13 protein-coding genes are annotated in these 13,172 nt (G+C 71.0%); 7 read left to right on the forward strand and 6 right to left on the reverse strand.

Features of this window, described 5'->3' with window-relative positions:
- The first annotated feature begins 57 nt into the window (after positions 1–57).
- The 3 genes from MYSTI_RS08410 (at position 58) to MYSTI_RS08420 (ending at position 2,957) form a co-directional block, all read left to right on the forward strand.
- Positions 58–1,401 (forward strand): MFS transporter, encoded by a 1,344-nt coding sequence (locus MYSTI_RS08410; RefSeq protein WP_015347297.1) that lies wholly within the window; start codon positions 58–60, stop codon positions 1,399–1,401.
- A gap of 178 nt (positions 1,402–1,579) precedes the next feature.
- The gene (locus MYSTI_RS08415; RefSeq protein ID WP_015347298.1) at positions 1,580–2,287 is read left to right on the forward strand and encodes a DUF2339 domain-containing protein; all 708 of its coding nucleotides are present in this window, start codon (positions 1,580–1,582) and stop codon (positions 2,285–2,287) included.
- A 1-nt stretch (position 2,288) separates the two neighbouring features.
- The gene (locus tag MYSTI_RS08420) at positions 2,289–2,957 is read left to right on the forward strand and encodes a hypothetical protein (protein ID WP_015347299.1); all 669 of its coding nucleotides are present in this window, start codon (positions 2,289–2,291) and stop codon (positions 2,955–2,957) included.
- Here MYSTI_RS08420 and MYSTI_RS08425 read toward each other — a convergent pair.
- Both MYSTI_RS08425 and MYSTI_RS08430 read right to left on the reverse strand, forming a co-directional pair.
- Complete coding sequence (locus MYSTI_RS08425) at positions 2,941–4,032, reverse strand: serine/threonine-protein kinase (protein WP_015347300.1); 1,092 nt, start codon at positions 4,030–4,032, stop codon at positions 2,941–2,943. The genes MYSTI_RS08420 and MYSTI_RS08425 overlap by 17 nt on opposite strands.
- 42 nt (positions 4,033–4,074) lie before the next feature.
- On the reverse strand, positions 4,075–5,226 hold the full coding sequence (locus tag MYSTI_RS08430) for an oxygen-binding di-iron domain-containing protein (RefSeq protein WP_015347301.1): 1,152 nt from the start codon (positions 5,224–5,226) through the stop codon (positions 4,075–4,077).
- A 248-nt stretch (positions 5,227–5,474) separates the two neighbouring features.
- On the opposite strand from MYSTI_RS08430, the gene MYSTI_RS08435 reads away from it, so the two are divergent.
- Both MYSTI_RS08435 and MYSTI_RS08440 read left to right on the forward strand, forming a co-directional pair.
- On the forward strand, positions 5,475–5,945 hold the full coding sequence (locus MYSTI_RS08435) for a YqaA family protein (protein WP_015347302.1): 471 nt from the start codon (positions 5,475–5,477) through the stop codon (positions 5,943–5,945).
- A 188-nt stretch (positions 5,946–6,133) separates the two neighbouring features.
- Positions 6,134–7,807, forward strand: a complete 1,674-nt coding sequence (locus MYSTI_RS08440) for a lamin tail domain-containing protein (RefSeq protein ID WP_015347303.1) — start codon at positions 6,134–6,136, stop codon at positions 7,805–7,807.
- Between the two features lie 34 nt (positions 7,808–7,841).
- Here the strand turns inward: MYSTI_RS08440 and MYSTI_RS08445 are convergent, their stop codons facing one another.
- Complete coding sequence (locus MYSTI_RS08445) at positions 7,842–9,014, reverse strand: AI-2E family transporter (RefSeq protein WP_015347304.1); 1,173 nt, start codon at positions 9,012–9,014, stop codon at positions 7,842–7,844.
- A gap of 119 nt (positions 9,015–9,133) precedes the next feature.
- Between MYSTI_RS08445 and MYSTI_RS08450 the strand changes: the two genes are divergently transcribed.
- Positions 9,134–9,550: a hypothetical protein gene (locus MYSTI_RS08450; RefSeq protein ID WP_015347305.1), complete on the forward strand. Its 417-nt coding sequence runs from the start codon at positions 9,134–9,136 to the stop codon at positions 9,548–9,550.
- A 15-nt stretch (positions 9,551–9,565) separates the two neighbouring features.
- Here MYSTI_RS08450 and MYSTI_RS08455 read toward each other — a convergent pair whose 3' ends face one another.
- Complete coding sequence (locus MYSTI_RS08455) at positions 9,566–10,816, reverse strand: threonine/serine exporter family protein (protein ID WP_015347306.1); 1,251 nt, start codon at positions 10,814–10,816, stop codon at positions 9,566–9,568.
- Between the two features lie 147 nt (positions 10,817–10,963).
- On the opposite strand from MYSTI_RS08455, the gene MYSTI_RS08460 reads away from it, so the two are divergent.
- Positions 10,964–11,776, forward strand: a complete 813-nt coding sequence (locus MYSTI_RS08460) for a pseudouridine synthase (protein WP_015347307.1) — start codon at positions 10,964–10,966, stop codon at positions 11,774–11,776.
- Between the two features lie 4 nt (positions 11,777–11,780).
- On the opposite strand, the gene MYSTI_RS08465 is transcribed toward MYSTI_RS08460, so the two are convergent.
- Positions 11,781–12,350, reverse strand: a complete 570-nt coding sequence (locus MYSTI_RS08465; protein WP_015347308.1) for an RBBP9/YdeN family alpha/beta hydrolase — start codon at positions 12,348–12,350, stop codon at positions 11,781–11,783.
- The gene (locus MYSTI_RS08470; RefSeq protein WP_015347309.1) at positions 12,347–13,171 is read right to left on the reverse strand and encodes an aminotransferase class IV; all 825 of its coding nucleotides are present in this window, start codon (positions 13,169–13,171) and stop codon (positions 12,347–12,349) included. The genes MYSTI_RS08465 and MYSTI_RS08470 overlap by 4 nt, the downstream gene beginning before the upstream one ends.
- Position 13,172: the final 1 nt, after the last annotated feature.

Here is a 13,172-nt window from a genome sequence, read left to right on the forward strand (position 1 = left end):
ATTTTCGCATGGCCTGTCTCCGGTTACACGTAAGCGATGGAAGGAAGCGGTCTATCGGTGGCGCCGGTGTCTTCCGCCCAGCCCGGCGCGGCGAGGCGGATGGCGACGGGCGCGGTGCTGCTGGCCCTGGTGGTCAGCGCCTTCGAGGGCACGGTCGTCACCAGCGCCATGCCCACCATCACCCGCGAGCTGGGAGGACAGCACCTCTACTCGTGGGTCTTCTCCGCCTTCCTCTTCGCGTCCACCGTGGGCGTGCTCATCTCCGGGAAGCTGGCGGACCGCATCGGCCGCAAGCCCGTCTTCTTCACCGGCATGGGCCTGTTCCTCGTCGGCTCCGCGCTGTGCGGGCTGTCGCAGTCGGTGGAGGCCCTCATCGCCTTCCGCGTGGTGCAGGGCCTGGGCGCGGGAGCCCTCCAGCCCACCACGCTGACCATCAGCGCGGACCTCTACACCTTGCGCGAGCGCGCCACCGTCCAGGGCCTCTTCACGGGCGCCTGGGGCGCGGGCAACGCCGTGGGCCCGCTCATCGGCGGCTGGCTCGTCATGAATGCCTCGTGGCGGTGGGTGTTCCTCGTCAACGTGCCTGTCGGGGTGTTCGCCGCGCTGTTGCTCTCCTTCTCCTACCGGGACCCGCCGCGGCGCGCGGACGTGAAGCTGGACCGGTGGGGCCCGTTGCTCGCGGGCTCGTCGGCGGCGCTGCTCCTGTTCTCGCTGGAGCCCGGGGACACCTGGCTTCGGGTGCTGTGTGTGCTCGGCGCCGTGGCGGTGGCCGTGGGGCTGGTGCTCCAGCAGCGCCAGTCGCGAGCGCCCCTGTTGCCCATCGAACTCGTGAAGGACCGCACGGTGCTCAGCGGCGTGGCCGGAGGCATCGCGGGGGGCGCGCTGCTCTACAGCATGGCCGCGTGGGTGCCCCTGTGGATGACGGAGCACGAGGGGAAGACGCCCATCGTCGCGGGGCTGACGCTCCTGCCCATGTTGCTGGGGTGGTCGGTGGGCTCCACCTTCGGCGTGAAGCTGCTGGTGCGCGGCGGCATGCGGCTGAGCGCGGGCGTGGGCTTCGCGGTGGCCGCGACCGGCGCGGGCCTGTTGGCGCTCACCGCCGTGTACGACTGGGGGACGATGGCCGCGCTCGCCTCGCTCGCCGTGCTGGGCATGGGGCTGGGGCCCGCGGCGAGCACCTCGCTCATCGCTCCCCAGTCGCGCGTGGCCTGGCATCACCGAGGCATCATCACCAGCAGCCTCTACTCGACGCGGCTGCTGGGAGGCTCGCTGACGGTGGCGGCGCTGGCGCTCGCCCGAGGTCACTTCGCCACGCAGTTCGCCATCGCCGCGGCCCTCGCGGGGACGGTGGCGCTCCTCCTCGCGGTGGTCGCGCCTGGAAAGGTCCTGGGCGAGACCTGAGCGTCCCCGCGCGGCCCGGGTGTGAAGCGTGTGCAGCCCCCGCTCCATGTTGTGCCACGTGCTGCACACGACGCGTCCTGCCTTGCGTGCAACCCCGCGAGATGCCGTCGACCTGGAGACTGGCCGCTTCCCTGCAATCGAGCCCTCCGTTCGCGACACCGTCGCGGGGAGGACATCGATGGCCGAGACGATGGAGAAGTGGGACGTGAAGGTGCTGGGAGGGCTGGGCGCGGGGCTGCTGGCCCTGGCCGGCATCTTCCTCTGGCGGGACCTGCGGTTGGACAAGGAGGTGCTCCTCGTCCTCGCGGCGACGGGCGTGCTGGTGCTGGCGTTCTTCGAGCTCCCAGGCCCCTGGCGTCTCGCCGCTCCCGTCGCGGTGCTGTCGCTCTCCGGACTGGGGGGCCTCTGGTACGCGGCGACTCGCCACCCGCTGCTGCTGGTGGGGCTCGCGCTGATGTTCGCCGCGTCCGTCGTCGCGCTCGTGCGGGCTCCGCGCCATGACGTGCTGCCTCCGGACCTGGCTCGGCATCGACTGGTCTGGTACGGCCTCACCTGCGCGACCATCGCGGCGTCGTGGGCCTTCTACTTTCACTTCCTCACGCTGGGCGTCGCGGAGGACCACGTGGCCCGCAGGCTGGTGCTCACGCTGGGCTGGCTGGTGGTGGGCGTGGTGATGGTCCTCTGGGGGCGCCAGCGCGGGGCCCTCTTCGTGCGCGACGCGGGCTTCTGCTTCGTGGCCATCGCGGTGGGCAAGGCGCTGGGCTACGACACCGTCAACCTCGACGGCACGCTGCGCGTGGCGGGGCTCGCGGCCGCTGGACTGCTGATGCTGGGCGGGGCGGCGCTCACGTCACGCTCCACCTCGGCGTCGACGCGGAGCACCTGACATGAGCGCCCTCCTCGCCTGGATGACCGCGGCGGTGCTGGCCCAGCCGGGGCCCTGTTGGACTCCTGAAGACCCCTCGCCCGGGTGGAAGCGCGTGGCGCTGCCCGACAAGGGCCTCGCGCTGGTGGCGCCCCACGACGTGGACCAGTTCCGCGCGGGAGAGCCCGTGCTCCTGCGCGAGTCGAGCCCCCGCACCTACGTGAGCGGCACGGCGACGAAGCTGGGGCGCATGGTGTTCACCTTCCAGTTCCCGCCGAACACCCGCCGTCTGGAGCTGGGCTTCGTCGAGCCCCTGCGCGGAGCCCAGGTGGATGTCACGGCCTACGTGGGCATGCGAGCCCTCCCACTCATGGACGAGAAGCGCATCCCGGGGCGGGAGCTCTCCCTCGAGTGGGGCGCCGAGGACGTCACCAGCGTGGTGGTGGAGGTGCATCACCACCTGCGCTCGAGGCCCGTGGTCTCCTCGTGGTGGACGACGCGCGATGCGTGGCCGGAGCAGGACCGCGCCATCGACGCGAGCTTCAAGGCTCCGCGCTCGCTCTACTTCTTCCATCCGGGAGGAGGCCGCGTGCTCCACCTGTGCCACCGGCCCGGTGTGTCCCTCCGGATGTCGCGCTGGCCCACGGCGGAGGAACGCCCCACCGCCGCGGGACTCACGCCTGTTCCTTGAGTGCCCAGGGCCACAGCTTCGAGAGCGCCGAGCGCAGCTCACCCGCGCCGGCGTAGCGGTCCTCGGGGCGCTTCTCCAGGAGCTTCAGGATGACCTGCTCGAAGGGCACCGGGAGGCTGGGGCGCAGCGTCGTCGGAGGCACCGGGGCCTGTTGGACGTGCAGGAACATCAGCGGCACGGGGTCGGTGTGGCGGAAGGGGAGCTGTCCGGTGCACAGCTCATAGGCCACCACGCCCAGCGCATACAGGTCCGTCGCGGGGGACAGCGGAGGGTTGCCCATCACCTGCTCGGGCGCCATGTACTCGGGCGTCCCGAGCACCGTGCCCTGCGCGGTGGTGCCCATGACGTGGAGGCTCTTGGCGAGCCCGAAGTCCATCAGCTTCAGCACCCCCGTGCGCGTGACGAAGAGGTTGGCGGGCTTCACGTCCCGGTGCAGCACGCCGCGCCCATGCGCGTGCTCCAGCGCGACGGCCGCGTGGGTGAGCCAGCGCAAGGTCTGGGCGAGCGTGGGCCGCTGCTCCAGCATCCGCTGTCGCAGGTCCACGCCGTCCAGCAACTCCACCGTGAGGAAGTGCCGGTCCCCATCCAGCCCCACGTCGTGGACGCGCAGGATGTTCACATGCTCCAGGGCGCGCGCGTGCTCCACCTCCTGGCGGAAGCGCGCCACCGTCGATGCATCCGCATGTGGTGTCGCCAGCACCTTGAGGGCCACGCGCTGGCCCAGGTGCAGGTCCAGCGCCTCGTACACCGTGGAGCTGCCCCCGGCGCCGAGCCAGCGCTCCACGCGATAGCGCTGAGCCACCACCTGTCCCGGCACCAGCCCGCGCACCGAGGCCACCGGTGGTGGCGCGGGCGTGGGAATGCCTTGCAGCAGGGTCCCATGGGGCGACACGGGCGTGACGGGGCGCAGCGTCTCCGCCAGGGACACGGGCGGGGGCGGCGGCGTCACGGGCGCGGGGCCCCAAGGGAGCTCGGTGGAGGGCACGGGAGGAGGTGTCCTCGCCACGGCCCGCACCTGCTCCTGCTGACCTCCTCCGAGGTACACCACCCCGGAGTCGTCTTCCGTCGAACCCACCGCTCCCTCCCTCGGCGTTGTCTGGTCCCGGGTCCCGTCGACTCAGGGGTCCAGCAGCGAGATGTGCGACGGCGCTCCCGCGCCTTCGATGTCCAGGTGCGGCGTGGGCAGGTTGTATTCCGCGGCGGCGCTGGTGGCCTCCACCATGATGGGGCCCGCGATTTCCGGCGGCTCGCCTTTGCACAGCACATCCACCACGTGCTCCACGGTCCACTTGCCCAGCCGGTTCACCACCAGGCGGTTGCCCTCGAAGGTGGAAGTGTCCGCCAGGTCCTCGCTCGCACCCAGCTTCACGTCCACCGAGTCACCCAGGTAGCCCCGCGCCAGCGCCAGCACGCGGTCCACCACCGAGTTCCACGCCTGGAGGTGGGTGCGGTCCTGCGCCTCGTCCATGATGTCCAGCCCGACCTGGAGCCGCTCCATCCGCTCCAGGAACTGGTGCACCAGGGGGCCTCGGATGACGCGCCCGTGCTGCGGGGCGATGATTTCGACAGCGGGCGTGAGCTTGCGGATGGTGGCCACCGCGCGTGCGAGGGCCGCGTTGACCGGCATGTAGATTTGATGGAACGCGCGGATGCCCGCCCAGTCGGACTCCTCCGCCCACAGGCCGCGTGCGTTCGCGTCGGTGAGGCCGCCGAACAGGTCACCCGTGAAGAGCACCCGCGTCTGCGGGTCATAGAGCATCACCGCGCCCCGGAAGTGGCAGAACGGCGAGGGCACCGGCAGGAGCTTGTGTCCCGTGGGCACGCTCAGCCCTTGCGCGAACTTCTCCGTGGGGATGAAGCGGTTGCGCGGCAGGTTCTGGTGGACGATGAGCCGCCAGGTGTCCTCCGAGCACAGCAGGCCCGCGCGGGGCGCGTAGCGCGCGGAGATGATGCTCGCCGACGAGCCCACGTCCGGGTCCTGGTGGTTGATGAACAGGGCGGACAGCCGCTCCATGCCGCCAATCAACGACGTCACCTTGGTGTGGATGGTGGAGAAGTCGCTGCTGGAGCCCGGGTCGATGAGGAGGTTGAACTCCGAGGACCGCTGCGTCTTCGCATCCGTGCCACGAAAGTGCCGCAGGTAGGGATTGGCGTAGAAGATGTTGCCGGGCTCCCGCTTGCCCACCCAGAACGTCTCCGGGGCGATCTCCACGGGGACAATGCGGAGGTCATTGCTCGAGCCCGGGGCGGGGATGTCGTTGCTGCTCATGACGCGGAATTCCTTCACGGTGAAGTGATGCCCGCGTCACAAAGCAAGGGCCGCGCCGGGCCGCGTGTTCCCTCGGAGGGCAGGGCTCCAGGCCCCAGGGCCCGCGCAAGTCCTGCGCGCGGCGGGTGGGGTGTGCAGTTCCTGCGCGCGCACGGCTCACTCGAGGTGGGGGCAAGCGACCTCTCGGGATTCGCTGCGGGAGCCCGTGGGCCCATGGCACACTGCCGGGGCCACTCCTACCCACCACCATGCCCGACGCCGCCATCCTCACTGCCTGGGGTCTTCCCGGACTCTTTCTCGTCGCGATGCTCGCGGGCTCGGTGGTGCCCATTCCCTCGGAGGCGCTGCTGGCGGCGCTCATCTACGGCGGCGCGCCGCCGGTGCTGGCCACGAGCGTGGCGACGGTGGGCAACGTGGTGGGAGCCCTGTCGCTCTACCTGCTGGGGAAGTGGGTGTCGCGGGGCGGAGGAGGCGCGCTGGGCCGCTGGTACGCGCGCCGCCGCGCCAGCGAGGGGCCCCGGATGGAGCGGGTCGAGGCACGCCTGCGCACCTGGGGCGCCCCCGCGCTCCTGATGTCGTGGCTGCCCATCGTCGGGGATGCGTTCGTCATCGCCGGAGGCGTGGTGGGAGTGCGCCCGCTGCCCTTCGTCGTGTTCGTCACAGCGGGCAAGGGATTGCGTTATCTGTTCGTCGCTCTCTCCACCGCCGCGTCGCTGTAGGACGGCGCGTCATGTTTCAGTCTTGTTTCAAGCGCCGTTCCTGTCAGAGAGCCGGGTAGATTGACGCGGTGGCTCCGGAGGCGGCTTGCCCGGACCACCCGTTCAGCAGTCGTTGCCGACCCTCAACCGCTCTTCATCCAAGGGCAGGACCGGATTTCGTGCGAAACAACTGTACTGGAGTCACTCGGATGCTGTCGTCATGGCGTCACTGGCTGGTGGTGTTCTTCCTGGGGCTCGCCGCGTGTGGCGAGGGTGTGGAGCCCCAGACGGACGACGCGCTGAGCGAGCGTCAGGATTCACTGGCGCCCGTGCGCCTGCGTTTGATGGCGGCCAACATCACCAGCGGCAATGGCCAGGACTACAGCCTGGGTCACGGTACCCGCATCTTCCAGGGCACGGACCCGGACGTGGTGATGATTCAGGAGTTCAACTACGGCTCGAACTCCGCCACGGACATCCGTGCCTTCGTGGACACGGCGTTCGGCCCGCAGTTCGCGTACTACCGGGAGGGCGGGGCGCAGATTCCCAACGGCATCATCAGCCGCTATCCCATCATCGCCTCGGGCGAGTGGGATGACGCGCAGGTGTCCAACCGGGACTTCGCGTGGGCGCGCATCGACATCCCCGGGCCCAAGGACCTGTGGGCGGTGAGCGTGCACCTGCTGACGGCCAGCTCCAGCGTGCGCAACACGGAGTCCGCGGCCCTGGTGTCGTTCATCCAGAGCAACGTCCCGGCCGGCGACTACCTGGTCATCGGTGGCGACCTCAACACCGACAGCCGCTCCGAGGCGAGCTTCTCCACCCTGTCGCAGGTGGTGACCACCGCCGCGCCGTACCCCGCCGACAAGAATGGCAACACCAACACCAACGCCAGCCGCGCCAAGCCGTATGACCACGTGCTGGTGGACACGGACCTGCGCCAGGTCCAGACGTCGGTGGTCATCGGCGGCAGCACCTTCTCCTCGGGCCTGGTGGTGGACACGCGCGTGTACACGCCCATCTCCGAGCTGTCCCCCGCGCTCGCGAGCGACAGCGGCGCCGCCAGCATGCAGCACATGGGCATCATCAAGGACTTCCTCATCCCCGGGGACGCGCCTGTGTCCACCGTGACGGTGACGTCGCCCAACGGCGGCGAGAGCTGGACGGCGAGCAGCGCGCGCTCCATCACCTGGACGTCGGCGAACGTGACGAACGTGAAGGTGGAGTACACGCTGGATGGCAGCACCTGGACGGTGCTGTCGGCGAGCACGCCGGCCTCCGCGGGCAGCCTCGCGTGGACGCTGCCGTCGTCCCAGAGCACGCAGGCCCGGGTGCGCGTGACGGACACGGCGTCCGCCAGCATCACGGACACCAGCGATGGCGCCTTCGCCATCACCACGACGGGCGGCGGCACGGGCAGCCTCATCATCAACGAGGTGCTGGTGAACGAGCTGGGCTCGGACGTCGCGGGTGAGTTCGTGGAGCTGGTGAACACGGGCTCGGCGGCCGTGAGCGTGGGCGGCTGGACGGTGTGGGACTCCGGGACGATGCGCCACACCTTCCCCGCGGGCACCACGGTGCCGGCCGGGGGCGTGGTGGTGGTGTTCGGCGCGGCGGCGGGGATTCCCTCGGGCACGCCGGGCGCGGTGGCCTGCTCGACGGGCACGCTGAGCCTGACGAACGGCGGCGACACCGTGTCGGTGCGCAACGCGTCCGGCACCATCGTGGACTCCGTGGTGCTGCCGTCGACGCTGACGGGCACGGATGGCGTCTCCGCGAACCGCAGCCCGGACCTGGGCACGGGCAGCACCTTCGTGCTGCACACCACCCTGTCCACCCAGACGACGTCGCCGGGCCGCCGCGCGAACGGCTCGCCGTTCTGACGCGTCCCCTCCCGGCAGGGACCTCCGGTCGCCCTCAGTGACGCTCGGGGGCGGTCGACGGGCCGGGGCTCGTGCCTTTCGTGGCGAGCCCCGGGCCGTCCGGCTCTCGGCGCGTGTGGGGGCCGGGGGTGGAGGGGCTGTCGGGGTCCGGGTGGTTGCGGCCGTAGTCGCGCTCGTGGATGCGCACCAGGGCCAGGAAGAAGGCGACGATGAGCGGGCCCAGCAGCAGGCCCACCGTGCCGAACGCCGCCAGGCCTCCGAGCAGCGAGAAGAAGACGATGGCCCCGTGCTGGTGCATGCCGCGCTTGGCGAGCAGCGGCTTGACGATGTTGTCCACCAGGCCCACCACCACCGTGCCCCAGATGGCCAGGAAGAGCGCGGCCCAGGGGTGTCCGCTGAAGAACATCAACGCCGCGGCCACCAGCACGACGACGGCGGCGCCGACGGCGGGGATGAGCGCGAGGAAGAAGGTGACGCCCGCGAAGAACAGCGGCGCGGGCACCCGGGCGATGAGGAAGCCGATGAGCGCGGCCAGGGCCTGCACCCCCGCGGTGGCCAGCGAGGAGAACAGCACCGCGCCGGACACGCTGCGGAACTCGCGCATGATCTCCAGCGTCTCCCCGGGCCGCAGCGGGGACACGCTCTCCAGCCACTCCACCAGCTCCTTCCCGTCCGTGAGGAAGAAGAAGAGGGCGATGAGCATCATCACCGTCTGGAAGGCGATGGAGCCCGTCGCCGCCACGGCCCCCGTCACGGCGCGCGCCGCCGTCGCGCTCTGACTGCTGACCTGCTGCTGGAGCTTCTCGTCCAGGTGGACCTCTTCCACGGGCAGCCGCTTCAGCAGGCCCTCCACGCCCTGGCGCAAGGGGGCCGGAAGCTTCTGCACCAGTCCTTCCACGCCCTCCTGTTGCACCGTCCTGGTGACGAACTGCGCGCCGGAGGACACCTCGGCGACGATGAACGCGGTGAAGCCTCCCACCGGGATGAGCAGCGCGAGGATGACCGCCGTGCAGACGAGGCCCGCGGAGATGTTCTTCCGCCCGCGCAGCTTGCGGCTCAGCCAGCTGTACCCGCCGTAGAGCGCCCCCGCCAGCACCGCCGCCAGGAAGAAGGCCTTGGCGAAGGGCTGGACGACGAGGGCCAGGAGCACGAGGGACAGCAGGATGAGGCCGGTGAACACTCGCCGGGCGGTCTGCTCGGATGCCATGAGGGCCAAGCTAGGGATGGTTCGCCAGGAGGGAAGGGGGAGCAGGCCCCAGGCCCGCCCCTCAGGTCTCCGAAGGAGAAGACTTGGGCTCGGCCCCCAGGCGGCTAGAGTGCCGCGCCATGCCGCCTCTCGAATCGACCCAGTTCACCGCGTGGCTTCTCCAGGCGCTGTGCGCCGCCTTCCTCGCCATCCTCTTCCTCCAGTCCGGTGCGGACAAGGTGGTGGATTGGAAGGGCAACCTGGGCTGGCTCACGGGCCACTTCGCCAAGAGCCCCTTGAGGGGCGTGGTGCCGCTCATGCTCGGCGTCATCACCCTGATGGAGCTGGCCTCGGGCGCGCTCAGCGCCGTGGGCCTCGTGTCGCTCTTCGTCTCCGGCAGCGCGACCTGGGCCTTCTGGGGGGCGCTCGCGTCCGCCCTCTCGCTGGTGGGCCTCTTCTTCGGCCAGCGCATGGCCAAGGACTACGCGGGCGCGGGCGCGCTGGTGCCGTACTTCCTGCTGTCGCTCGTGGCCCTCTACGTCACGCGCATGTCCTGAGGGCCTCTGCGGCCCTCAGAGCACCTTGCGCGGGGGGACCAGGGCGTTGGCGGACAGGAGTCCGGCCACCAGCGCCACGGCCACCATCAGCATGTTGAAGGCCGTGTCCACGCCGGCCACGACGTCGCGCTCCAGCAGTGACGACAGGCTGCGGAAGCCCACGCTGCCGGGCACGAGCAGCATCAGTCCCGGCACGACGATGGTGACGGAGGGCTTGTTGCGCAGCCGCGCCAGCGTGTTGCCGCCGATGCCCAGCAGGACGGCGCCCACGAAGGCGCCGAGCTGGGGGCCCAACAGGCCCGAGCTCACCCGGGCCCCGAGGAACGCGAAGGTGCCCGCCGCGGCAATCCATCCCCAGTCGCGAGGCCGCGCGCGGAACAGCACGCCGATGGACACGCCCGCGACGGCCAGGGACACCGCCTGGGTCCAGGCGGGGAGCGGCGGGAGCGGCGGGACGACGGGCGGCGGCGGAAGCACCTCCGCGAGCCGGCTGCCCAGCGCGACGCCGAAGCCCAGTTGCAGGAAGACGACGGCGGCGCCGGTGAGGCGCGAGGTCCCGGAGATGAGGTGGCGCGTCGCCAGCTCGTTGAGGGCCACCGTCAGCGTGAGGCCGGGCAGGAGGACGATGAGGCCCGCCAGCGTGGCGACCTGAATCGACATCGTGCCCAGGAAGCTCGCGGCGAGGACGGCGAGCGACGAGGACAGGATGGCGGCCACGGGCTCCAGCACGCGCGCGGAGGAGGGCTGGCGCTGCGTCACCTCGCTCAGGATGCCGATGAGCAGGCTGCTCACCGTGGCGACCGCCATCTCCTTCAGCCCACCGCCGAAGAGACGGGCGCCGGCTCCTCCGGCCAGGGCCCAGCAGAGGACTTGGAGCACCGGCCCGAAGCGCGGCGGGCGGGCGAGGATGGCCTCCACGCGCAGCGCGCCCTCCGCGGGCGACAGGCGGGCGTGGATGACGTCATCGGCGAGCACGTCCAGCAGCGTGAGGCGCTCCAGGTCCATGTCCCCGGGCTCCACGCGGATGAGGCTGGTGCGCAGGGCTTCCGGCGGGCCGAAGGACGCGAAGAGGGACGTGGGGGTGGAGAAGAATCTCCCCTCGAGCCCCAGCCGGCCTGACACGCGCTTCATCAGGTCCTCCAGGCGGTGCGCGGGCGTGCCGTAGCGGTGGAGGGCTTCGGCCAGGCGCAGCGCGAAGGCGACGGAGGGGCCCGAGGGCGGCGCGTGGCGCTGGAGCGATTCGGCGATTTCAGGGGGGACAGCCACGAGGCCGCAATGGCAGAGGGCGGCGGGTGGAGTCAAATCGTGACATGCGGGTGTCCGCCTGTCCGCCGGGGGCTCCGTGGAGAAGCTCTCATTGGTTCTCCAATGTGAACATGGGATGTCGGGGTGGAGAGGCAAGGAGACGAGAGGATGGCGCGGAGGAGCAAGACGCCCCGATGGTTGGAGGCGGCGCGGCGGCGGGGCACGGAGGGCGTGCCCGAGGGAGGCCGGGCGGACTGGCTGGCGCGCGCCCTGGGGCGGGCAGGGGTGATGCCCCGGGCCTCCGCGGAGGCCGCCATCCGGGCGGGCCGCGTGGAGGTGGATGGACAGGTGGAGGTGGAGCCCTTCGCGCCGGTGGGGCCGGGGCGCGTGGTGCGCGTGGATGGGCGGGAGTGCTCCTTGGACGCACGGCCGTGGGTGCTGCTGTTCCACAAGCCGGCGGGGCCGGTGGTGCATGGCTCGGACCCGGAGGGCGTGGGCACGGTGTTCGAGCGGCTGCGCGCGGTGCTGCCGGAGTCACTCCAAGGCTACGAGTGGTACGCGGTGGGTCGGCTGGACCGGGACACCACCGGGTTGCTGTTGTTCACCAATGACGAGAGGTTCGTTCGTCATGGCACGGCTCCGGAGACACACCTGCCCAAGCGCTACGTGGCGCGGGTGGAGGGACGTCCGGGGGAGGTGGCGCTCCAGCGGCTCCGGGAGGGCGTGGCGCTGGAGGATGGGCTGACGCGTCCGGCGGAGGCTCGGCTGCGAGAGGTGGACGCGGTGGAGCTCACGCTGACGGAGGGACGGCACCATCAGGTGAAGCGGATGCTCGCCGCGGTGGGGCATCCGGTGGTGACGCTGCATCGTGAGGCGGTAGGGCGCGTGGCGCTGGACGTGGCCGAGGGGGCCTTTCGAGTGCTGCGCGACGAGGAGGTGGCGGAGGGGCTGGGGTTCCGCGTGGAGCAGGGCTCGGTCTGAGGCGTCACGGGCCGAAGCAGGACAGGACGGCCTCGAGGACCGCGGGCTCGCGTGGGTTGTTGAAGTGGCGGGCACCGGGGATGACTCGGACCTCGGCGCCCAGGTGCTCCTCCCAGAGCTGGCGGTTGCGCCGCCAGTCGGGCGTGAACGGGTCTCCGTCCGAGAGCAGGACGACGCAGCGGCCCAGCGCCGCGCGGACGCGAGTGAAGTCGATGGGCGTGTCCAACCAGGGCTGCAGTGCGTCCCATCGCCTGGCGACGTCGAACCAACCCGCGACGAGCACGGCGCCTTCCACGCGGTGGCCCTCCGAGAGCGTGGCGAGATAGCGGAGGATGGCCTGACACCCCACGCTGTGGCCGAGGAAGACCGTGGATGCGTCCGGCACGGGGCCGAGAGTTCGCGTGAGTGTGGAGACCCAGCCGTCGATGGTGGGCGCGCTGGGTTGGGGCATGTCCAGCGTGTGGACCGTGTCGAAGGGCGCGGGCGGTTGCAGCAGCCGCTCGGAGAGCCACGGGTAGAAGTCGGTGTTGGGGCGTCCATCCCAGCGATGGACGATGACGAGGGAGCGGCTCATCCTTCGCGCGCCGCCACGCGGAGCACATGGGCTCGCAGGTGCTCCGCCAGGGAGAGGCTGTCGGGCAGGTCACGTCCCAGCAACCGCGTGACGCCTGTCACCAGCACAGCGGAGTTGGTGAAGACGCAGGCCCGTGCCTCCGCGAGCCGCGCGAGTGGCAGGTCTTGCTCCACCACGGGCATGCCGTTGAGGTTGCCCGCGTCCAGGAGCACCTGGCGGATGATGCCGGGCAGGCAGGGCGCCTCGAGCGGCGGCGTGACGAGCTGGTCGTCGATGAGGGCGAACAGGTTCGCGGTGGGGAGCTCGCACGCGTGGCCTCGCTCGTTGGCCAGGAGCGGCATGCTCGCCATGAGGGTGTATTGGCGGAAGTAGGACAGGCCCTTGTGATTGGGCGTGGGCTCACCGTGGCGGTACGCCCCGAGCTCCGTCGAGTCCACCGCGCGGCCCTCTCGCTGGAGTCGCTCCGCATCCGGTGAAGGAGGCCGCAGGGTGAGCAGGAGCTTTCCATCGCTCGCGGCCAGCTTGCCCACGCCCGTGAAGCGAGGGCCGAGCGCGGCGTCGGCGTCCAGGCATCGGCGCAAGGTGTCTCGCACGGCCTCCTCACGCAGCAGCTCAGCGGGCGGAGCGCGGACCGCGGAGGGGAAGGCCGAGATGCTCGCGGAGAGCCGCGCCAGGTGCCGGGCGAGGAACAGCGGTGTCCCTTCGTCGATGCGGAACGTGGTGAAGAACCCCGCGCCGAAGAAGAAGCCCTGAGCGAAGTCGTGCAGGCGCACGTCCTCCCAGCGCGTCACTTCGCCATTCACCGCCACCGTGGAGAACATG

The sequence above is a fragment of the Myxococcus stipitatus DSM 14675 genome, from assembly GCF_000331735.1.
Taxonomy (GTDB): Bacteria; Myxococcota; Myxococcia; order Myxococcales; family Myxococcaceae; genus Myxococcus; species Myxococcus stipitatus.